We start from the raw sequence: 21013 nt of genomic DNA on the forward strand, positions 1-21013 counted from the left end.
CCGTCCTCCGCGGAGGGCAAGGAGATCGCCGCGCGTCTGGCGGTGCGGATCGGGTCGGGCATCATCACCGACGCCACCGACCTGCAGGCCGGCGAGGCCGGTCCGGTCGCCACCCAGTCGGCGTTCGCCGCCTCCTTCACCACCACCACCCGGGTGGCCAAGGGCACCCCGGTCATCACCGTCAAGCCCAACAGTGCCCCGGTCGAGGCGGCCCCCGCGGCCGGCACGGTCCAGGCCCTGGACGTGACGTTCTCCGGCCAGGCCACCGGCACCAAGGTCACCGCCCGCACGCCGCGCGAGTCGACCGGGCGCCCGGACCTGACCGAGGCCGCGATCGTGGTCTCCGGCGGCCGCGGCGTCAACGGCGCCGAGAACTTCGCGATCATCGAGGCCCTCGCCGACTCCCTCGGCGCGGCCGTCGGTGCCTCCCGCGCCGCGGTCGACGCGGGCTGGTACCCGCACTCCAACCAGGTCGGCCAGACCGGCAAGTCCGTCTCCCCGCAGCTCTACATCGCCAACGGGATCTCCGGCGCGATCCAGCACCGGGCCGGCATGCAGACCTCGAAGACCATCGTCGCGGTCAACAAGGACGCCGAAGCCCCGATCTTCGACCTCGTCGACTACGGCGTCGTCGGCGACCTCTTCGACGTCGTCCCCCAACTCACCGAGGAAATCAACACCCGCAAGGGCTGAGCTTCTCCGGGCCGGTGACGGGGCCGCGTGGTGATCTTCACCGCGCGGCCCCGTTCGCGTACGGCGGACCATTGACGCAGGTGGCGAGCGCAGATAACTTCGCTATACGGATTGTTGATTCCGTGAAGCGGAAACTCTGGAACGTCGAGAGTGTGGAGGGTGCAGGAATGGGTCAGCAAGAGAAGGTGGCAACGAGCCTCGCCGGTGCGGTCAGCGAGGGCATCAGCGCTTCCCTCGCCCCGGTGGACGCGGAGCTGGAGCGCCGCTACCCCGGAGACCCCGGCACCCGGCAGCCCGTCCACACCGTGTACGTCCCCGGTGAGCAGTTCGACGCCGACACCATTCGCACCTGGGGCGACAAGGCCCTGGCGATGCTCGACGAACACGCCCCGGACGCCGCCTCCTTCGCCGCCGTTCTCGGTCTGGGCGACGACCTCGCCGAGGCGGTCCACACGCGCGTACGCGCCAAGCTGGAGCGCGAGCCGGTCGAGGACCTGCGGATCGACTTCGAGGACGGCTACAAGGGCGCCGACGAGGACCAAGACGCCGCCCGCGCGGCCCGGCTGGTCGCCGAGGCGTACAAGAACGGCACCGCCGCTCCGTACATGGGCATCCGCATGAAGTGCATGGAGGCGCCGGTACGCGACCGGGGCATCCGCACCCTCGACATCTTCCTGTCCGGCCTCATGGAGGCGGGCGGCCTCCCCGACGGGCTCGTCCTCACGCTCCCCAAGGTCACGTACCCGGAGCAGGTCACCGCCATGGTCCGGCTTCTGGAGGCGTTCGAGAAGGCGCACGGTCTCGAGGCGGGACGCCTCGGCTTCGAGATCCAGATCGAGACCAGCCAGTCCATCCTCGCCGCCGACGGCACCGCCGCCGTCGCCCGCATGATCGACGCCGCCGAGGGCCGCGCGACCGGACTCCACTACGGCACCTTCGACTACAGCGCCTGCCTCGGCGTCAGCGCCGCCTACCAGGCCAGCGACCACCCGGCCGCCGACTACGCGAAGGCCGTCATGCAGGTGGCCGCCGCCGGTACCGGTGTCCGTGTCTCGGACGGCTCCACCAACGTCCTGCCCGTCGGCACGACCGCGAAGGTCCACGACGCCTGGCGCCTGCACTACGGCCTCACCCGCCGCGCCCTGGCCCGGGCCTACTACCAGGGCTGGGACATGCACCCGGGCCACATCCCGACCCGCTACGCCGCGGTCTTCGCCTTCTACCGCGAGGGCTTCGAGTCGGCCGCCGCGCGCCTGGCCGCCTACGCCGGCCACCACGAGGGCGGCGACGTGGCGGACGAGCCGGCCACCGCCAAGGCGCTCGCCGGCTATCTGCTGCGCGGCCTGGACTGCGGCGCCCTCGACACGGGCGAGGTCACCCGGATCACCGGTCTCACCCTGGCTCGCCTCCAGGGATTCGCGGGCCCGCGCCGCGGCGACCTGACCGCGCAGGAACGGTGACGGTCGTCCCGGTCCCATAACGCGTATCCCCTGTCACCGCTGCCCCGTAGTCTGTACGCCACTGAAAAAGGCGTCACAGGGACGGGGCAGCGGTGTCTTCGGGGGATCGGGAAGAGGCGGGAGGCGGCCGCCTCCACGCGGGCCGGTACCGCGTGCGGGGACAGCTCGGCCGGGGCGGCATGGGCGTCGTGTGGTGGGCGAAGACGGACGACGACAGCGGCAACACGGATGTCTTCGTCAGCGACGTCTGCATCAAGGGCGGCGACAACGACGCGCCGCTCCCCGGGCTCCCTGTCTGCTGACCCGCCCGCAGCCTCAACTGTCAGTCGGCCGGGGGCAGTTCGCCCGATCCGCGCGTGATCAGCCGGGTCGGCAGCTCGATCCGCTCCGGCGTCACCGACAGCCCGTCGAGCTGCCGGAAAAGCCGCTCGGCGGCCGTGCGGCCCAGCTGTGCGGCGTCCTGCGCGACGACGGTCACGCCGGGGCGCAGCAGATCGCCCAGCTCGATGTCGTCGAAGCCGACCAGCGCCACCGGGCGGGTCACCTCCGAAAGGACGCGGACGACCGTGACCGTCACACGGTTGTTGCCCGCGAAGATCGCCGTGACCGGCTCGGGCCCCGCGAGCATCTCCTCCGCGGCGCGCCGCACCCGCTCCGGATCGGTCACACCGAGCGAAATCCACGCGTCCTCGACGACTGTCCCGGCGTCCTCCATCGCGGTCCGGTAGCCGCGCAGACGCTCGGCGGCGGTGTGGATGCGCGGCTGGTCACCGATGAAGCCGATACGGCGGTGGCCGTGCGCGATCAGATGCGCGACGCCGTCACGCGCGCCCCCGAAGCTGTCGGACAGGACCACGTCCGCGTCGATCCTCCCGGCAGGGCGGTCGACGAACACGGTCGCGACACCGGCAGCGATCTCGGGCTCCAGATAGCGGTGGTCGTCACCGGCCGGGATCACCACGAGCCCGTCCACCCGGCGTGCGCAGAGCGCGAGGACGAGTTCCTGCTCGCGCTCCGGGTCCTCGGCGCTCGACCCGTTGATGAGCAGCGCGCCATGGGCGCGGGCGACCTCCTCGACGGCGCGGCTCAGGGGACCGTAGAACGGGTCGGCCAGGTCTTCGAGCACCAGGCCGATACTCGCGGTCCTGCCCTTGCGCAGGACGCGCGCGCTGTCGTTGCGGCGGAAGCCCAGGGCCTCGATGGCCTCCTGGACGCGGCGCTCGGTGTCGGGGGTGACCCCCGGCTCGCCGTTCACGACGCGGGACACCGTCTTGAGTCCCACCCCGGCGCGCGCCGCGACGTCCTTCATGGTCGGGCGGTTGCCGTAACGGCTGTCGGGGCGGCGGGCGGTGCGGTCCACGGTGGGCTGTCCTGTCCTGTCGTCGCTGCGGTTCCAGGTGGTTCATCATGCTGTATGGGGATGTGGCGTCGAGCATAGGCCCTGGACAACGTTGTCAGATGCGGGAGAGACTATCCATCGCATTCTCCGACCTGCCATTTCACCAGGGGGCCTCACACTGATGCAGACCGACCTCGTCGCCGCGCTCGACATTGGCGGCACCAAGATCGCCGGAGCCCTGGTGGACGACCACGGCCGCATCCTGCTGCGCGCGCAGCGGCCGACTCCGGCCAAGGAGGACGGGGACACGGTGATGCGGGCCGTCGAGGACGTGCTGCGCGAGCTGACCGCCGCGCCGCTGTGGGTGCGGGCGCGGGCCGTGGGCATCGGGAGCGCTGGTCCGGTGGACGCCTCCACCGGCACGGTGAGCCCGGTCAACGTGCCGGGCTGGCGCGACTTCCCGCTCGTGGACCGGGTCCGCGCGGTCACCGGTGGCCTGCCCGTCGATCTGGTCGGCGACGGCGTGGCCATGGCGGCCGCCGAGCACTGGCAGGGCGCGGCGCAAGGCCATGACAACGCGCTGTGCATGGTCGTCTCCACCGGCGTCGGCGGCGGTCTGATCCTCGGCGGCAAGCTGCACCCGGGCCCCACGGGCAACGCGGGCCACATCGGCCACATCAGCGTGGACCTGGACGGGGACCCGTGCCCGTGCGGGGCGCGCGGCTGCGTGGAGCGGATCGCGAGCGGGCCGAACATCGCACGCCGCGCGCTGGACAGCGGCTGGCGTCCCGGCGCGGACGGCGACGTGTCGGCCGCGGCGGTGGCGGCGGCCGCGCGCGCGGGCGACACGGTGGCCATCGCCTCGTTCGAACGCGCCGCCCAGGCGCTGGCCGCGGGCATCGCCGCGACGGCCACGCTCGTGGAGATCGACATCGCGGTGATCGGCGGGGGAGTGGCGAAGGCGGGAGACGTCCTCTTCGCGCCTCTGCGCCGCTCGCTGCGTGACTACGCGACGCTGTCGTTCGTGCAGCGCCTCACGGTGGCCCCGGCCCGCATGGGCACGGACGCGGGCCTCGTCGGAGCGGCAGCGGCTGCGCTCACGCGCGACCGGCACGTGTCGGCACTCTGACGCGTCACCTGAGTGCGAAGGGGTGGTGTCGGGGCAGGAAGCTCTGCCCCGACACCACCCACTGACGCGTCAGCAGGACAGCGTCGCGTCCCCCCAGTCCGCGTGATCGGAGTCCACGCCGTCGCCGGCGTCGGTCACCACGAGGCGCACCGCCTGGGCCCCGCTCACGTCGGCCGACAGCTGTTCGGCCGCGTCCGCGTTGGTGAGGGTGCCGGTCGATGCCACCTTCTTGCCGTCGGCCCAGATCTCGAACGTCACGGTGCCCTTCGTGCCCTTCTCGTCGTCGACGCCCACACTCGCGCTGACCCGCTCGCACGAGCCGCCCGTGTAGTACTCGACGGCGCTGTCCGCGTGCACGCCGAGCCCCTTCCCGTACACGACGCCGCCGATGGTGATCGGATGTCCGTCACCCGCGTCGCTCTCCCCGTTGCTCGTGTTCCGCTCGACGGGCCCGTACCCGTTCGTCGTGGACAGCCACGGCAGATCGCCGAGGGACGAGGCCCCGGCAGGCGGCGCGACCACGACGTGCGCGGTCAGCGGCAGCGCGCTCCGGGCGCGCACCCCGCTCGGCGAGCGGTACATGGCCTTGAGAGACAGGTCGTACGCCCCCGTCGCGGTCCCCGCCGGCGCGGTCACGGTCCACGACGTGGTGAGTGCCTTGCCCGTGGGTACGGATCCGGCGCCGGTCGGCGAGGTCGGCCTGACGGTCCACCCGGCGGGCCCGTCCAGTGCGACGGACACCTGGCGTGCGGGCGTGCGGCCGAGGTCGGTGACCGACGTCGTGAGGCGGGCGGCCTTGCCTGCCTCGACGAACGGCGCCCCGTCCAGGCCGAGTTCGACGGCGGGCGGGTTCGCGGCCCACTTGTCGTCGGCGGCGACCCGTACCAGTGCGGTCCCGTGCGCGGGCACGGTCGCCGAGATGGCACCGGCCGTGTTGTAGCTCTTGTGCTGCCACAGATCCCGCAGCGTGTAGGCGCTCGCGTGCGGCAGTCCGACCGCGGCGGCCGAGGTCGCGATCCGCTGCGCGCTGCCCGACTCGTTGAAGAGGGCGACGACGCGGCTGCCGTCCTTCATCTCCTTGGCGACGACCCAGCGCCCGCCCTCGGAGGAGAGCACCGTGCCCTGCTTGCCCAGCGGGTCCTGGTCGACGGCGATGACTTCGCGGTTGCTGAGGATGTCGAGGGTCTCGGCGGAGGCCTTGCGCAGATCGGTGCCGATGAGCAGCGGTGAGGCCATGATCGACCACATGGAGAAGTGCGTGCGGTACTCGGTCGCGGTCATGCCGCCGTTGCCGACCTCGAGCATGTCGGGGTCGTTCCAGTGCCCGGGTCCCGCGTACTGCGCGAGCGGCAGATTCTGCTTCATCAGGGAGAGCATCGAGCCCCAGCTGTCACTGATGTCACCGGTGGTGCGCCACAGATGGCCGACGTCGGCGGCCCACTCCCACGGCTTGTTGGAACCCCATTCGCAGAGGCTGTAGACGATGGGCCGGCCCGTGGCCTTCAGGGCGTCTCGCATCGTGCGGTAGCGCTGCTTGGCGTCGACGCCCTGGTTGTTGCAGTTGTCGTACTTGAGGTAGTCGACGCCCCAGTCGGCGAACTGCTGGGCGTCGCTGTACTCGTGGCCGAGGCCGCCGGGGAAGCCGATGTCGCTGCACGTCTTGGTGCCCGCGCTCGTGTAGATGCCGAGTTTGAGGCCCTTGGAGTGGACGTAGTCGGCGACGGCCTTGATGCCGCCCGGGAAGCGCACGGGGTCCGGCACGAGCTTGCCGTTCGCGTCGCGCTGCGGCAGGGCCCAGCAGTCGTCGAGGTTGACGTACTGATAGCCCGCGTCCTTGAGGCCCTTGTCCACGAAGATGTCGGCGATGCCCTTGACCATGGCCTCGTTGAACTCGGCGCGGCAGTGCGTGGAGTTCCAGTTGTTGAAGCCCATGGGAGGCGTCAGCGCGAGCCCGTCGTCGAGCGTGGGCGAGGCTTCCTGAGCGCTTGCGTCCTGCGCGCGGGACGCGCCGGATTTCGGCGGGTCGGCGACCGCGGCCGGTGCCGTGACGCCCGCGGCACACAGCAGCCCGGTGGCCAACGCTCCGACGATTCTTCGGCGGGTGGTGCGAGAGGTGCGGGTGGGAAGGTGACGCATCGTTACGTTCCTCCGTACTCGCGAAAGGTGGGGTGACGTCATGTTCGCGTCAGTGGAGCGCGTTTACGGTAGGCCGTGTTGGACTCTGTTGGAAGAGATGCGGTAACGGTTGCCCGATGTCCCGTCAGAACCCTTGACGATCTCGAGAGTTGAGAGTGGGATCCAACCCTCGCGTTCGGTTGTGTTGGGTTGCGGCCCCAGGAGGGGGACATGGCACAGTCATCGTTCTACGGTTCTGGCGCGCCCGGGGGCGCGGCAGGACATCGGATGTCCCGTCGGGGTCTCCTGCGGGGCACGGCGGTGGGCGCCGGTGCGCTCACGCTCCCGGCACTGCTCACGGCGTGCGGGGACGGCCCGGGCGGCGACATGAAGACCGTCACCGTCGGGTCCAACTCCTCGGACGCGGTACCGAAGAAGGCGTTCGCGGCGGCCTTCACGGCGTACGAGAAGAAGTCCGGCAAGAAGGTCGACGTCAACACCACGGATCACAACGAGTTCCAGACGAACATCACGCGCTATCTCCAGGGCACCCCGGACGACGTCTTCATGTGGTTCGCCGGCTACCGCATGCAGTACTTCGCCGAGAAGGGCCTCCTGACGGACGTCGACGACGTCTGGAAGGGCTTCAAGGGCTTCTCGCAGGCGCTCAAGGACCAGTCCACACACGACGGCAAGCAGTACTTCGTGCCGTACTACTACTATCCGTGGGCCGTTTTCCACCGGAAGAGCCTCTTCGAGAAGAAGGGCTACGAACAGCCCAAGAACTGGGACGACTTCATCGCCCTGGCGAAGCAGATGCACAAGGACGGCACCCCGGTCGCGTTCTGCGACAAGGACGGCTGGCCCGCGATGGGCACCTTCGACTACATCAACATGCGCCTGAACGGATACGACTTCCACAAGGGCCTCATGGCGGGCACGGAAGCCTGGACCGACACCAAGGTCAAGAAGGTGTTCGACCTCTGGCGCGAACTCATGCCGTACTACCAGAAGGGCGCGCTCGGCCGGACCTGGGAGGAGGCCGCCCAGGGCCTGCAGAAGCGCCAGACCGGCATGGCCGTCTTCGGAATGCCGCACCCGGGCCAGCAGTTCCCGGAGAACGAACGCGCGGACATCGACTTCTTCGCGTTCCCGGAGATCGACCCCCAGTACGGGCAGGACGCGGTGGAAGCTCCCATCGACGGGTTCCTGATCGCGAAGAAGGCCAAGAACATCGAAGCGGGCAAGGCCCTCCTCAAATATCTCGGCACTCCCGGGGCCGAGGACATCTATCTCGCGGGCGACCCGAACAACGTCGCCGTGAACGACGGCGCCGACACGTCCAAGTACACCCCGCTGCAGAAGAAGTCGGCCGAACTCGTCTCCGGTGCGAAGCAGATATCGCAGTTCATGGACCGCGACACCCGGCCCGACTTCGCGCAGACCGTGATGATCAAGGCGCTCCAGGACTTCATCGGAAATCCGAACGATGTCGACGGCCTCGTCAACCGGATCGAGCGGCAGAAGAAGGAAATCTTCTCGTCCGCCGTCAGCTGAGTAGTGGGGGAATGCGTTCCGTGGCGCTGAACACCGCGCGGCGCGCAGGGCGGCGGAGGTCACGGCGGTTCACCCGCCGTGACCTCGCCGTTCTCGTCGTGCTCCTGGGAATACCCGTACTGCTCGACATCGTCATCATCTGGGGCCCGACGCTCGCCTCCATCGGCCTGTCCTTCACGTCGTGGGACGGCATCGGCGACATCCACTGGGTCGGCGGAAAGAACTACCAGAACCTCGTCGACAACTATCCGCCGTTCTGGCCGGCCGTGCGCCACAACCTCCTGTGGCTCGCCTTTCTCGGCCTGATCGCCACGCCCTTCGGCCTCCTCCTCGCCGTACTCATCGACCGCGGAGTGCGCTTCAGCCGCTTCTACCAGTCGACTCTCTACATGCCGGTCGTGCTCTCACTCGCCGTCGTCGGATTCATGGCGCAGCTCGTCCTCGGCACCGACCAGGGCGTCGTCAACACCGTTCTCAACAACCACGAGAACCCGATCGACTGGCTGGGCAACTCCGACATCAACATCTGGATGATGATGCTGGCCGCGAGCTGGCGGCACACCGGATACGTGATGATCCTCTATCTCGCCGGCCTGAAATCCGTCGACCCGACACTGAAAGAAGCCGCGGCGATCGACGGCGCGAACGCCCGCCAGACCTTTTTCCGCGTCGTCTTCCCGACACTTCGCCCCGTCAATGTCATCGTCGGCGTCATCACCGTCATCGAGTCGCTGCGCGCCTTCGACATCGTCTACGCGGTGAACAAGGGCCGCAACGGCCTGGAGCTGCTGTCCGTGCTCATCACCGACAACGTCATCGGCGAGGCCAGCCGTATCGGCTTCGGCTCGGCCATCGCGGTCGTCCTCCTCACGGTCTCCCTGGGATTCATCGTGACGTTCCTGGTCCAAGAGCTGCGAGGTGCGCGCGACCGATGACCGCCGACATCCGTACGACGTCCCCCGCCGCCCGGGGCCGCTCCCTGGCCGGCGGCGACCGGCACGGTGAACGCCCGCGCCGACGCGGCCGGTTCGGGGTGCACATCTTCCTCATGGCCGTCTCGCTGGCGTTCCTCGCGCCGCTCCTGCTCGCGGTCTACGCCTCGCTGCGGCCCTACGAGGAGACGGCGCAGCACGGCTACTTCTCGCTGCCCAAGCACCTGTCCTTCGACTATTACCGTGAGGCCTTCAGCGACTCGGGGATGGGCGAGTACTTCAAGAACACCCTGGTCATCGCCGTCCCGGCCGTCCTGATCACACTCTTTCTCGCCTCCTTCGTCGCCTTCGCGGTGTCCCGCATCAAGGTGCGCGGCGGAATCGTGCTCCTGATGTTCTTCACGGCGGGAAACCTGCTGCCACCCCAGGTACTCGTCACCCCGCTGTACGTCCTCTTCCTGAAGATTCCGCTGCCTTGGTGGATGTCGGACTCGCTGACGATGTACGACTCGTACTGGGCCGTGATCATCGTCAACATCGGATTCCAGCTGGGATTCTGTGTCTTCGTCCTGGCGAACTTCATGCGGACGCTTCCCCAGGAGATCCTGGAGGCGGCGATCGTCGACGGCGCAGGGCTGTGGACGCAGTTCTGGCGCATCACACTGCCACTGTGCCGACCGGCACTCGCGGCGCTCGGCACGCTCGAATTCACCTGGGTCTACAACGACTTCCTCTGGGCCCTGATCTTCATCTCCAACCCCGACAAACTCCCGATCACCTCGTCCCTCAACAACCTCCGCGGCCAATTCTTCACGGACTACAACTTGCTGGCCGCCGGTTCGGTCCTGGTGGCTCTCCCCACGATCCTGGTGTTCCTGCTCCTGCAGAGACACTTCATCGCGGGACTCACGCTGGGGTCGAGCAAGGGATAGCCGGGCCGGCCGCTCTAGTCCTGCCGTGCCGCCGCTTCGACGGTCGGGGCCGGGGCGAAGAGCGGCAGCAGGCCCGTCACCTCCAGCAGGCGCAGCGTCAGCGGCTGGTCGCAGACGACCCTCAGGCGGCCGCCGCGGGACTCCACGCGGCGGCGGGTGCGCATGAGGAGGGTGAGGCCCGAGCAGTCGAAGAAGGTCGTGCGGGTCAGGTCGATCACCACGGTGGCGGCCGGGCCCGCCGCCACCGTCTCGAGCAGGGCGACGGAGTCCTGGAGCGTCACGATGTCTACCTCGCCGCGCAGTTCGACGACGACGCAGTCACCGGTCTCGTAGACCACGGGGGGCGCCGGGGGCGCGTCCGTGTCGCGGCGCCGCTGTTCACCCTGTCGCATGGATTCCCCCGGCCGCGCGGACACACGTCAAGGGGGGAGCGCTCCCGTACACCTTCCGGAGTCAGCTCTGGGAGTGCGGCCGGCGGGCGGCCTGGCGCAGGGTCTTCTCCACGTCGTGCCGGTTCAGACCCTGTTCCTGTGCGTAGGCCGTGACCGCGGCCTCGACCCCGGCCGCCGCCTCGAACCAGGCCTCCCGCTGCGCCTGGCGCTCCCCGTCATCGAGGTGCTCCAGGGTGCGGCCCTTGTCGTCGGCGTCGTGCTGCATGCGAATCAACTCTTCGGGAAGGTCCACGGAGCGGATCCTAAGCGGCCCTCGCGCCTCGTTCGCGGACCTCGGTGACGTGCGCGAGGCGTACGCGAGGCGCGCCCCCATCAGGTGCTGGTTTCCGCCGCACGCTGTTGCGGGCAAGCCTCAGGGGGCCGACAGAGGAGGGGGAACCGTGATCGTCTGGATCAACGGTGCTTTCGGTGCGGGGAAGTCCACCACCGCACGGGAACTGATCGAGCTGATCCCGAACAGCACGCTCTTCGATCCCGACGTGATCGGCGGGGAACTGGCGCGGCTGCTGCCCGCCAAGCAGCTGGCCGAGGTGACCGACATCCAGGACCTGCGGATCTGGCGGCGGCTCGTCGTCGACACGGCGGCCGCGCTGCTCGCCGAGGTGGGCGGGGTTCTCGTCGTCCCGGCGACCCTGCTCAGGCAGGAGTACCGCGACGAGATCTTCGGCGGTCTCGCCGCCCGCAGGATCCCCGTACGCCATGTGCTCCTGGCCCCGGCGGAAACGATCCTGCGCGCGCGAATGGCCCGCCGCGAGATACCTCCCGAGACGCCCGACGGCGAGATACGCGTCCGGCAGTGGTCCTACGACCACATCGAGGCCTACCGCACGGCGCTGGCCACCTGGCTCACCGCCGACGCCCACCCCGTCGACACCAGCGCACTGAGTACGTACGAAGCGGCCGTCCGCATCGCGGAGGCCGTGCGCACCGGCGCCGTCGAGCCCTGCGACATCGTGCAGACACCCGCGCCCACCGGAGAGACCGTCGCCGCGGGCGTACTGCTCTTCGACGAGGACGACCGCGTCCTGCTCGTCGACCCCACGTACAAGGCGGGCTGGGAGTTCCCCGGCGGTGTCGTGGAGCCCGGGGAAGCCCCCGCCAGGGCCGGAGTGCGGGAGGTCGCCGAGGAGACCGGGATCCAGCTCCCCGAGCTGCCCGGCCTGCTCGTCGTCGACTGGGAGGCGCCGGCACCACCCGCGTACGGCGGCCTGCGGCTGCTCTTCGACGGGGGGCGCCTCGGCGACGCCGAGGCGCGCCGCATGATCCTTCCGGGTCAGGAACTGCGCGGCTGGCGGTTCGTCACCGAGCGGGAGGCCGCCGGACTCCTGCCTCCCGTGCGGTACGAGCGCCTGCGCTGGGCGCTGCGAGCCCGCGAGCGCGGCGCCGCCCTCTACCTGGAGGCCGGAGTGCCGGTGGGCTGATGCCGTACCGGGTGGCTACGCGGCGTCCAGGCGCGCGGCCACCGCGCGCAAGGCCGCCGCCGACCCGCTCGTCACGGGGTCGCCGTGCCCGAAGCACGCCACGTCGGAGTCGAGCGAGGCCAGGGTGCGGAAGGACTCGACGGACCGGCGGCTGTCGAGGTTGAAGACGCCCAGCATGACCTGACCGTCCAGTGGAGAGGCGGCCACGGCGTCTCCCGTGAACAGCACACCGTGGTGGGGCAGATGGAGCGCGATGCTGCCGTCCGTGTGCCCGGGCACCGCGACGACGCGGGCGCCACCGCCGAAGTCGATCACGTCACCGTCGGTCAACTCCCTTACTTCACGCGGGAGTACGGGGTCCTCCGGAGGTGGCGGGAGCAGCTTCAGGGCCTGCTCGTGGAGAGGTCGCTCCCAGTCCTCGAACTGAGGGGCGGGGCCGGGCCGTTCGCCGCGCACGAACGGCGCGTCCAGCGGGTGAGCCCACACATCGGCCCCGCTGAGCGCCGCGAACTCACCCGCGCCGCCCGCGTGGTCCTCGTGGAAGTGCGTCAGGACGATACGGCGCACGTCGCGCGGATGCCTGCCCAGCGCGCGTACGCGCGATCGACGCCCCGGCGCCGGCGGCCCCCGCGTCCACCAGCGTCAACTCGTCCCCGTCGGTCCACAGATAGGCCTGCCCCACCGGGAAGCGCAACAGGTGCAGGCGGGGGACGACCTCGATCACATCGGTGACGGCGTAGACACTCATGCGCCGACCGTAGGCACCGGCGGCTGTCCCCGGGACATGGCTACGCCCCGGGCAGAAGAGTTCCGCCCGGGGCGTAGGTGACGACCGCGCGGCTCAGATCGCGGCGTAGTTCTGGAGGAACAGGGCCTCGGCGACCGAGAGGCGTTCCAGCTCCTGCGGCGACACGCTCTCGTTCACCGCGTGGATCTGCGCCTCGGGCTCGCTCAGGCCGATCAGCAGGATCTCCGCCTCCGGGTACAGCGACGCCAGCGTGTTGCACAGCGGGATCGAGCCGCCCTGGCCCGCGTACTGCATCTCCTGACCGTCGTACGCGACGCTCATCGCCTCCGTCATCGCCGCGTACGCCGGGCTGGCGGTGTTCGCGCGGAACGCCTGGCCCTGCCCGATCTGCTCGACCTGGACGCGGGCGCCCCACGGGGTGTGCGACTCGATGTGCGCGACGAGGAGCTTCGTCGCTTCCGCGGCGTCCGTGCCCGGCGGCACCCGCAGGCTGATCAGGGCGCGCGCCCCGGCCTGCACGGACGGCGTCGCGCCGACGACCGGCGGGCAGTCGATGCCGAGGACGGTGACGGCGGGGCGGGCCCAGATGCGGTCGGCGACCGTGCCCGAACCGATCAGCTCGACGCCGTCGATGACCTTGGCGTCCTTGCGGAACTGGCCGTCGTCGTACTGGAGGCCGTCCCACGCGGCGTCGGCCGCGAGACCGTCGACCGTCGTCGAGCCGTCCTCCGCGCGCAGTGAGTCGAGGATCCGCACCAGCGCCGCGAGCGCGTCCGGGGCGGCGCCGCCGAACTGCCCCGAGTGCAGGTTGCCCCCGAGCGTGTCGACCCGGACCCGGACGAGTGTCATGCCGCGCAGCGTCGATGTGGCCGTCGGCAGGCCGACCCGGAAGTTGCCCGCGTCACCGATGACGATCGTGTCGGCCTTCAGCAGCTCAGGGTGCTGCTCGGCGTACCGCTCGAGACCGCCCGTGCCCTGCTCCTCGGAACCCTCGGCGATCACCTTGATGTTCACCGGGACACCGCCGTTGGCCTTGAGTGCCCGCACCGCGAGCAGGTGCATCAGGACCCCGCCCTTGCAGTCCGCGGCGCCGCGCCCGTACCAGCGGCCGTCCTCGCGCTCCGTCAGCTCGAACGGCGGCGTGACCCACGCCGACTCGTCCAGCGGCGGCTGCACGTCGTAGTGCGCGTACAGGAGAACGGTCGGCGCGCCCTCGGGGCCCGGCAGGAAGCCGTAGACCGACTGCGTCCCGTCCGGGGTGTCGAGCAGCGCGACGTCCTGGAAGCCCTCGGCGCGCAGCGCGTCCGCCACCCAGTTCGCGGCGCCCTCGCTCTCGCTCTTCGGGAACTGGTCGAAGTCCGCCACCGATTTGAACGCCACCAGTTCGGCGAGCTCGGTCCGGGCTCCGGGCATGAGCGAGGCGACGGTCTCGGCGATCGGATTCGGTGACATGGGAACGCTCCTCGTAGGTGCGACGTTGCACGTGTGTATACGTATGCGGCTTTTCGCACGCGTCCGTGCGGGTCCGCCGTCGGCTGGTGTGCGTGAGCGTTTCGTGCACAGGGCATGCGGCGCCGATCCTCCCACAGGGGGTCGGCAGGGCACCGCCGTAGGATGCCTGGGAAAGGTGCGGCAGGCGGCTGGATCGGGAGCAGTAGACCATCGTGAGCAGCGAGAACTCGGCGGACGGCAACGGAACGGGCGAGCACGCGGCGGACGCCGGTGGCGGCGGGCAGGTGTGGGACGTCGTCGTGGTGGGCGCCGGTCCCGCCGGCGCCTCTGCCGCCTACGCGGCAGCGGTCGCCGGACGCAGCGTCCTCCTTCTGGAGAAGGCGGAACTGCCCCGGTACAAGACGTGCGGCGGCGGCATCATCGGCCCTTCCAGGGACGCGCTGCCGCCGGGATTCGAGCTGCCGTTCCGGGACCGGATCGACGCGGTGACGTTCTCCCTCGACGGGAAGTTCACCCGCACCCGGCGCTCCCGCCACATGCTCTTCGGCCTGGTGAACCGCGCCGACTTCGACCACCAGCTCGTCGAGCACGCCCAGAAGGTGGGCGCCGAACTGCGCACGGGGACGACGGTCTCGCGGGTCGAGCAGCACGGCTCGGCCGTGCCCGACCGTCGCACGGTCGCCGTGATCCTCCAGGACGGCGAGACGATCCTGGCCCGTGCCGTGGTCGGGGCGGACGGCAGTGCCAGCCGCATAGGGGCTCATGTCGGGGTGAAGCTGGACCAGGTCGACCTCGGCCTCGAGGCGGAGATCCCCGTTCCCGAGACGGTCGCCGAGGACTGGAAGGGCCGCGTCCTCATCGACTGGGGCCCGATGCCCGGGAGTTACGGCTGGGTCTTCCCCAAGGGGGACACCCTGACCGTCGGCGTGATCTCGGCGCGGGGCGAGGGCGCCGCCACGAAGCGGTACTTGGAGGACTTCATCGCCCGGCTCGGCCTCGCCGGCTTCGAACCGTCGGTCTCCTCCGGCCATCTGACGCGTTGCCGCGCCGACGACTCACCGCTCTCGCGCGGTCGCGTACTCGTGTGCGGGGACGCGGCGGGACTTCTCGAACCGTGGACCCGCGAGGGCATCTCGTTCGCTCTGCGCTCCGGTCGTCTCGCGGGGGAGTGGGCGGTCCGCGTCTCCGAGGCGCACGACGCGGTGGACGCGCGCCGGCAGGCGCTGAACTACGCGTTCGCGGTCAAGGCGGGGCTCGGCGTCGAGATGAGCGTCGGCAGGCGGATGCTGACGGTCTTCGAGCGCAGGCCCGGGGTGCTGCATGCGGCGATCACCGGGTTCCGCCCCGCGTGGAAGGCGTTCGCCCGCATCACCCGCGGGTCGACGACGCTCGGCGAGATCGTCAGGACGTATCCGATCGCGGGTCGCGTGCTGAGCCGTCTGGACCGGCCGGCAACGGCGGTCGCTTCCTCGGCCGCGCCGTCGGCCGCCGGTGATCCGGAGGCTACTTCTCGATCGTGATGCGGAAGACCGGGTGGTCCGGCGCCGCCGCGGTCAGCTCGTCGTCGGTCGACTTGGCGGTGACGCCCTGGAAGTACTGGTTGACCTCCCAGCCCCACTTCTCCAGGTAGCTGCGCAGGATCGGCAGCTTCTCGCTGTCGGGCACCTCGGTCGCGGTGAACGTGCGGACCTTGCGCCCGACGCGCAGCTCGCCGTTCCCGGCGACGCGCATGTTGCGCACCCACTGGGAGTGCCCGCGGGCCGAGACGATGTACTGCGCCTCCTGGTACGTGTGCGGGTTGACCGGGACGCGCTGCATCTGACCGCTCTTGCGGCCGCGTACGGAGAGCTCGGCGGACCCCATCAGGCTGACGCCGTGACGCGCGAGCCAGCCGATCACGCCGTTCAGCCGGACGTTGAGGCGGCTGCCCTTCAGGTAGTAGGGGCTGGGGGAGGAGGACGAGCCGGACTGGGCGTTCGCGGTCATGAGGTTCTCCTGGGTGTAGGTGGCGCGATGCGGGCGCCGCTGGATTCGGTCTCGATCTCGATTGCGAGAGCACTGCTCTCGCTTGAGATCAGTGTGCACGAGATCGGTGATCCAAAGCAAGAGCAGTGCTCTCTTTCCTGTTCGCCGTGACCGCTGTCCGCGCCGCTCGCCGCTGAGCGCACCGCTCCCAAGTGAGTGCACCGATCCATAACGAGTGCATCGATCCGGAACGTGTGCACTGCTCCACACTCGTGGGACACTGCCCGTATGAGCACCGCACGAGGAGCCAGGGCCAGGGCACGGGAAGAAGTCACCGCCGCCATCAAGGACGAGGCCCGCAGACAGCTCGCGGCCGAGGGCGCCGCCAAGCTGTCCCTGCGCGCCGTCGCCCGCGAGCTGGGCATGGTCTCCTCGGCGCTCTACCGCTACTTCCCCAGCCGCGACGACCTCCTGACGGCGCTCATCATCGACGCGTACGACTCCATCGGCGAGGCGGCCGAGCAGGCGGACGCCGCCCTGCTCGAGAAGGCGGCGAAGAGCGCCGGGAGCAAGGCGGGAGCGGCCTCTCCGGTGCGCCGCTGGGTCACCGTCAGCGAAGCCGTCCGCGCCTGGGCGCTCGCCCACCCGCACGAGTACGCGCTCATCTTCGGCTCGCCCGTGCCCGGATACACCGCGCCGATGACGACCGTCCCGGCGGCGTCGCGCGTCGGGCTGTTGTTCTTCGGCATCGTCCGCGACGCCTGTCAGGGCCGCGGGATCGCGGAGCCGCCGCTGCCCGGGGAGCTGCGGCCCGAGGCCGAGCGGCTCGCCGCCGACCTGGCCCCCGACCTGCCGCCCGCCGTGGTGGCCGCGCTCGTCGCCGCCTGGGCCCAGCTGTTCGGCCTGATCGGCTTCGAGCTGTTCGGCCAGTTCAACCGGGTCGTGGAGGACCGCGCCACCTTCTTCACGCACGCCGCGACACAGCTCGCCCACGGTGTGGGCCTGGTGCTGCCCCGGGAATGACATGCCTTCGCCCGGTTGCGAAACCCGCTGCCCCGGGCGTGACACGCGCCGCCCGGACTGCGTCGCGTACTCCCCGCGGAGTAGGCGTGGTCACCACGCCCGGCTGACGCCCGCGACGGTGCGCGGCGTCTAGCGTTGCGGTCATGGATGAGCAGCACGTACGCGGGGCCGACGGCCCGCCCCGGACCTGGGCGGGTCCGCCGCACCTCAGGCGCTACGGGCCGCCCTGGACCGCGGCCGGTGCCGCCCGGCGCGGTCACTACGGGCCGCCCTCGTGGGGAGCCTCGGGACAGGGGTCGCGCTGGCCCTGGCGGTCCACCGTCCTGATCACCGTGTTCGTCCTCGTCGGCTCGAACTTCGCCGCGCACGCCCAGACCGATCGGGCCGACCTCGACGTGTTCGCCCGCGCGCTGCTGATCGCGGCCGGCGTATCCCTGCTGTGGCGTCAGCGGTACCCGGTCCTCGTGGCCTTCGGCACGGCGGCCTGCGCGACGCTCTACCTCGGCGCGGGCTACGCGTACGGGCCGGTCTTCATCACTGTCGCCGTGGGCTGTTATGCCGCGATCGTGGCGGGGCACCGCAGAGCCGCGTGGGCGGCGGTCGGCATGTTCTGGGTGGGGCACGTCCTCGTGGCGCACTGGCTGTACGCGTATCTGCCGCCGTCGGGGGACGAGGCCGCGTCCTGGGGCCAGGAGGGTTTCATCGCCGCGTGGGTTCTGGCGATCGTCGCCTTCTCCGAGCTGGTCAAAACGCGTCGCGAGCAGTGGGCGAAGGAGCGTGCCGAGCGGGAGAAGGCCGCGGAGCGGCGCGCCGACGAGGAGCGCCTGCGGATCGCGCGGGAGCTGCACGACGTGCTCGCGCACTCCATCTCGGTCATCAACGTCCAGGCGGGCGTGGGTCTGGCGCTGCTCGACTCCGACCCCGAGCAGGCTCGCACCGCCCTCACCATCATCAAGTCCGCGAGCAAGGAGGCGCTGGGCGAGGTCCGTCAGGTCCTCGACACGCTCCGGACCCCGGGTGACGCGCCGCGCGCCCCCGCCCCGGGCCTCGACCGGCTCCCGGAACTCGTGGAGCAGGCCGCGAGCGCGGGCCTCACCGTCGGCATCGCCACGGAGGGATCCCGCGCCGCGCTGCCGCCCGGTGCCGATCTCGCCGCGTTCCGCATCGTGCAGGAGGCGCTCACCAACGTCGTACGGCATTCGGAGTCGCGCAACGCGCGCGTAGAGGTGCGGTACACGGGGGCCGGGCTGTCCTTGCGCGTGGACGACGACGGGCCGGCGAGCCATGAGGCGGCCGGCGGCAGCGGGAACGGCCTTGCGGGAATGCGTGAGCGGGCCGCAGCGCTCGGTGGCACGATCGAGGCGGGACCGCGGCCCGACGGCGGCTTCCGGGTGCTCGCAGAACTGCCGTTCACGCCGACGGAGGAGAACCGTTGATCCGCGTACTGCTCGCCGACGACCAGTCGCTCGTCCGCGCCGGATTCCGGGCGCTGCTCGACGCGCAGAGTGACATCGAGGTGGCGGGGGAGGCCTCCGACGGCGACGAGGCGGTGCGCCTCGTCCGCGAACTGCGGCCCGACGTCGTCCTGATGGACATCAGGATGCCGGTCCTCGACGGTCTCGCCGCGACCCGCCGCATCAGCGACGACGCCGCGCTGGAAACCGTGAAGGTGATCATGCTGACCACCTTCGAACTGGACGAGTACGTCTTCGAGGCGATCCGTGCCGGAGCCTCCGGGTTCCTCGTCAAGGACACCGAGCCCGAGGAACTGCTGCGTGCCGTAAGGGCGGTGGTGGACGGCGACGCGCTGCTCTCGCCCGGGGTGACCCGCCGTCTGATCGCCGAGTTCGCGGCACGCTCCAAGGAGCCGGCGGCCGCCGGGTCGCTCGGGCAGCTCACCGAGCGCGAGCGCGAGGTGATGGCGCTGGTCGGCATCGGCCTGTCGAACGAGGAGATCGCCCGCCGCCTCGTCGTCAGCCCGCTCACCGCGAAGACGCACGTGAGCCGCACCATGGTGAAGCTCGGCGCGCGTGACCGGGCCCAACTGGTCGTGCTCGCCTACGAGTCGGGCCTCGTGAGGCCCGGCTGGCTGGGCTGAGCCGACACGCGCCGCTGACACGCAGGTGCGCCCGGCGGGCAGGGGACTGCCGGCCGGGCGCACCCGCGTGTGAGGGGGCAGAGGACCTGTGGGTCAGTCGCGGACCGCGACGCGATCCGTGTGCGCGGCGGCGTCCGCCTCCTCCTTCAGCGACACCCGCACCGGCCCCTCCTCCCGCACCGACTTCGCGATCAGGATCGTGTCCTGCGGACGACGGGTCCGCAGGCCGGTGAGGGTGATCAGCAGGCCCACCAGGGCGATCGCGGTGACGACGACGAGCCCGGGCCGGAAGCTGTCGAGCACGGCCTGCGGCGACGAGCCCTCGCCGGAGTTCGCGGTGACGACGGCCGTCACGACGGCGAGGAAGATGGCGCCGCCGACCTGCACGGAGGTGTTGAGCAGGCCCGACACCATGCCCTGCTCGTCGTCGTGGACGCCGTTCGTGGCCTGGATGTTGAGCGAGGGGAACACCAGGGCGCAGGCCGCGCCGATCAGGAGCATCGTCGGCAGGATGACGGACGCGTAGACCGGGTCGAGGTTGATGCGCAGGAACAGCGCGTAGCCGATCACCATGAAGGTGAAGCCCAGCGCGATCAGGCGCGGCGTGCCGAACCGGTCGACGATGGCGCCGACCTTCGTCGAGGAGAGCGCCACGAGGGCGCCCGCCGGCAGGAACGCGAGCGCGGTGTGCAGCGCGGACCAGCCGAGCAGGGACTGCATGTACAGGGTGACGAGGAACTGGAAGCCGACGTACGAGCCGAAGAACGCCATCGCGCCCAGCTGCGCCCTGATCTGTGAGCCGGAGCGCAGCACCCCGAGGCGGATCAGCGGGCCCGGGGAGCGGCGCTCGATGGAGACGAAGACCGCGAGCAGGACGGCGACGGCCAGGAAGGACAGCAGCGTCCGGGCCGAGGCCCAGCCCGCCTCCGGTGCCTGGACGACGGTGAACACGAGGAGCAGCATCGACGCGGTGCCGGTGATGGCGCCGGGGATGTCGTAGCCGCGGTGGTTCTTCTCGCGTTCGCTGTGCGGGATGAGCTTGATGCCGATGAGCAGCGCGATCACGGCGATCGGCGCGGGCAGCAGCATGGTCAGGCGCCAGCTGGCCTCGGTGAGCAGGCCGGACAGGACGAGGCCCATGGAGAAGCCGGTCGCGGCGCAGGTGGTGTAGATGGAGAGCGCGCGGTTGCGCAGCGGGCCCTCGGCGAACGTCGTGGTGATGATGGACAGGCCGGCCGGCGCGGTGAACGCGGCGCTGAGGCCCTTGATGAAGCGGCTGGCGATCAGGAGCGGCCCGGAGTCGACGAGTCCGCCGAGCAGGGACGCGAGGGCGAAGACGCCGAGGGCGATCAGGAACACCCGGCGCCGGCCGAGCAGGTCGGCCGCGCGGCCGCCGAGCAGCAGCAGGCCGCCGTAGCCGAGGATGTAGCCGCTGACGATCCATTGCAGGGTCGACGTGGACAGGTCGAGCTCCGAGCCGATGGACGGCAGGGCGACTCCGACCATGGACACGTCGAGCGCGTCGAGGAACATCGCGGCGCAGAGGACGAGCAGTGTGCCCCACAGACGGGGGGACCAACGCTCCTGGGACGCAGGGGTGTCGGCGAGCGGAGAAGTCATGCGGAGCACACTACATGCATATGCATTGACTGCAAGTGCATTTAATTCCGATGCAACAATGCCTGTCTTTTCTGCTA

General features: G+C 70.5%; 19 protein-coding genes and 1 pseudogene. 12 read left to right on the forward strand and 8 right to left on the reverse strand.

Going from position 1 to position 21013, the window contains the following annotated elements; translation table 11 throughout:
- The 3 genes from ACZ67T_RS17905 to ACZ67T_RS17915 form a co-directional block, all read left to right on the forward strand.
- A partial coding sequence (locus ACZ67T_RS17905; RefSeq protein WP_469985031.1) for an electron transfer flavoprotein subunit alpha/FixB family protein occupies window positions 1–693 on the forward strand: 693 nt, incomplete at its 5' end.
- A 167-nt stretch (window positions 694–860) separates the two neighbouring features.
- Window positions 861–2153, forward strand: coding sequence for a DUF6986 family protein (locus tag ACZ67T_RS17910; protein ID WP_100598506.1), 1293 nt, complete (start codon window positions 861–863; stop codon window positions 2151–2153).
- 92 nt (window positions 2154–2245) lie between these two features.
- Window positions 2246–2455, forward strand: a complete 210-nt coding sequence (locus ACZ67T_RS17915) for a hypothetical protein (protein WP_469985540.1) — start codon at window positions 2246–2248, stop codon at window positions 2453–2455.
- Window positions 2456–2475: 20 nt separating this feature from the next.
- On the opposite strand, the gene ACZ67T_RS17920 is transcribed toward ACZ67T_RS17915, so the two are convergent.
- Window positions 2476–3513, reverse strand: coding sequence for a LacI family DNA-binding transcriptional regulator (locus tag ACZ67T_RS17920; protein ID WP_469985033.1), 1038 nt, complete (start codon window positions 3511–3513; stop codon window positions 2476–2478).
- Window positions 3514–3673: 160 nt separating this feature from the next.
- Between ACZ67T_RS17920 and ACZ67T_RS17925 the strand changes: the two genes are divergently transcribed.
- Complete coding sequence (locus ACZ67T_RS17925) at window positions 3674–4621, forward strand: ROK family protein (RefSeq protein ID WP_469985034.1); 948 nt, start codon at window positions 3674–3676, stop codon at window positions 4619–4621.
- Between the two features lie 69 nt (window positions 4622–4690).
- Here the strand turns inward: ACZ67T_RS17925 and ACZ67T_RS17930 are convergent, their stop codons facing one another.
- Window positions 4691–6757, reverse strand: a complete 2067-nt coding sequence (locus ACZ67T_RS17930) for an NPCBM/NEW2 domain-containing protein (RefSeq protein ID WP_469985035.1) — start codon at window positions 6755–6757, stop codon at window positions 4691–4693.
- A gap of 267 nt (window positions 6758–7024) precedes the next feature.
- Here ACZ67T_RS17930 and ACZ67T_RS17935 point away from each other — a divergent pair, with 267 nt between their 5' ends.
- From ACZ67T_RS17935 to ACZ67T_RS17945, 3 genes are read left to right on the forward strand one after another with little or no spacing between them, the layout of a single operon-like run.
- A complete protein-coding gene (locus ACZ67T_RS17935) occupies window positions 7025–8293 on the forward strand; it encodes an ABC transporter substrate-binding protein (RefSeq protein WP_469985036.1) in 1269 nt (422 codons plus the stop codon).
- An 11-nt stretch (window positions 8294–8304) separates the two neighbouring features.
- Window positions 8305–9228: a carbohydrate ABC transporter permease gene (locus ACZ67T_RS17940; RefSeq protein WP_469985038.1), complete on the forward strand. Its 924-nt coding sequence runs from the start codon at window positions 8305–8307 to the stop codon at window positions 9226–9228.
- Window positions 9225–10157: a carbohydrate ABC transporter permease gene (locus tag ACZ67T_RS17945; protein WP_469985039.1), complete on the forward strand. Its 933-nt coding sequence runs from the start codon at window positions 9225–9227 to the stop codon at window positions 10155–10157. Before ACZ67T_RS17940 ends, ACZ67T_RS17945 begins: the two co-directional genes overlap by 4 nt.
- A 14-nt stretch (window positions 10158–10171) precedes the next feature.
- Here the strand turns inward: ACZ67T_RS17945 and ACZ67T_RS17950 are convergent, their stop codons facing one another.
- Together ACZ67T_RS17950 and ACZ67T_RS17955 are read right to left on the reverse strand one after the other, a co-directional pair.
- Window positions 10172–10549 (reverse strand): anti-sigma factor antagonist, encoded by a 378-nt coding sequence (locus ACZ67T_RS17950; RefSeq protein WP_469985040.1) that lies wholly within the window; start codon window positions 10547–10549, stop codon window positions 10172–10174.
- Window positions 10550–10610: 61 nt separating this feature from the next.
- Window positions 10611–10841, reverse strand: a complete 231-nt coding sequence (locus ACZ67T_RS17955; protein ID WP_469985042.1) for a hypothetical protein — start codon at window positions 10839–10841, stop codon at window positions 10611–10613.
- Between the two features lie 148 nt (window positions 10842–10989).
- Here ACZ67T_RS17955 and ACZ67T_RS17960 point away from each other — a divergent pair, with 148 nt between their 5' ends.
- Complete coding sequence (locus ACZ67T_RS17960) at window positions 10990–12030, forward strand: NUDIX hydrolase (protein WP_469985043.1); 1041 nt, start codon at window positions 10990–10992, stop codon at window positions 12028–12030.
- A 15-nt stretch (window positions 12031–12045) separates the two neighbouring features.
- Here ACZ67T_RS17960 and ACZ67T_RS17965 read toward each other — a convergent pair.
- Window positions 12046–12778: pseudogene (locus ACZ67T_RS17965) on the reverse strand (MBL fold metallo-hydrolase).
- Between the two features lie 93 nt (window positions 12779–12871).
- Entirely contained in the window at window positions 12872–14230 is a 1359-nt protein-coding gene (locus tag ACZ67T_RS17970; protein ID WP_469985045.1) for a M20/M25/M40 family metallo-hydrolase, read from the reverse strand.
- Window positions 14231–14442: 212 nt separating this feature from the next.
- Here ACZ67T_RS17970 and ACZ67T_RS17975 point away from each other — a divergent pair, with 212 nt between their 5' ends.
- The gene (locus ACZ67T_RS17975) at window positions 14443–15750 is read left to right on the forward strand and encodes a geranylgeranyl reductase family protein (RefSeq protein ID WP_469985047.1); all 1308 of its coding nucleotides are present in this window, start codon (window positions 14443–14445) and stop codon (window positions 15748–15750) included.
- On the opposite strand, the gene ACZ67T_RS17980 is transcribed toward ACZ67T_RS17975, so the two are convergent.
- On the reverse strand, window positions 15734–16216 hold the full coding sequence (locus ACZ67T_RS17980; RefSeq protein WP_469985048.1) for a nitroreductase family deazaflavin-dependent oxidoreductase: 483 nt from the start codon (window positions 16214–16216) through the stop codon (window positions 15734–15736). The two genes, ACZ67T_RS17975 and ACZ67T_RS17980, sit on opposite strands and share 17 nt — an antisense overlap.
- Before the next feature lie 267 nt (window positions 16217–16483).
- Here ACZ67T_RS17980 and ACZ67T_RS17985 point away from each other — a divergent pair, with 267 nt between their 5' ends.
- The 3 genes from ACZ67T_RS17985 (at window position 16484) to ACZ67T_RS17995 (ending at window position 19316) form a co-directional block, all read left to right on the forward strand.
- Window positions 16484–17218, forward strand: coding sequence for a TetR/AcrR family transcriptional regulator (locus ACZ67T_RS17985; RefSeq protein WP_469985050.1), 735 nt, complete (start codon window positions 16484–16486; stop codon window positions 17216–17218).
- A gap of 143 nt (window positions 17219–17361) precedes the next feature.
- Window positions 17362–18654 (forward strand): sensor histidine kinase, encoded by a 1293-nt coding sequence (locus tag ACZ67T_RS17990; protein ID WP_469985052.1) that lies wholly within the window; start codon window positions 17362–17364, stop codon window positions 18652–18654.
- The gene (locus ACZ67T_RS17995; RefSeq protein ID WP_469985054.1) at window positions 18651–19316 is read left to right on the forward strand and encodes a response regulator transcription factor; all 666 of its coding nucleotides are present in this window, start codon (window positions 18651–18653) and stop codon (window positions 19314–19316) included. The genes ACZ67T_RS17990 and ACZ67T_RS17995 overlap by 4 nt, the downstream gene beginning before the upstream one ends.
- Before the next feature lie 93 nt (window positions 19317–19409).
- Here the strand turns inward: ACZ67T_RS17995 and ACZ67T_RS18000 are convergent, their stop codons facing one another.
- Window positions 19410–20936 carry an MFS transporter gene (locus ACZ67T_RS18000; protein ID WP_469985056.1) on the reverse strand — a complete coding sequence of 509 codons (1527 nt, stop codon included), beginning with the start codon at window positions 20934–20936 and terminating at the stop codon, window positions 19410–19412.
- Between the last annotated feature and the right edge of the window lie 77 nt (window positions 20937–21013).

It is taken from the genome of Streptomyces sp. NPDC107517, assembly GCF_055582645.1.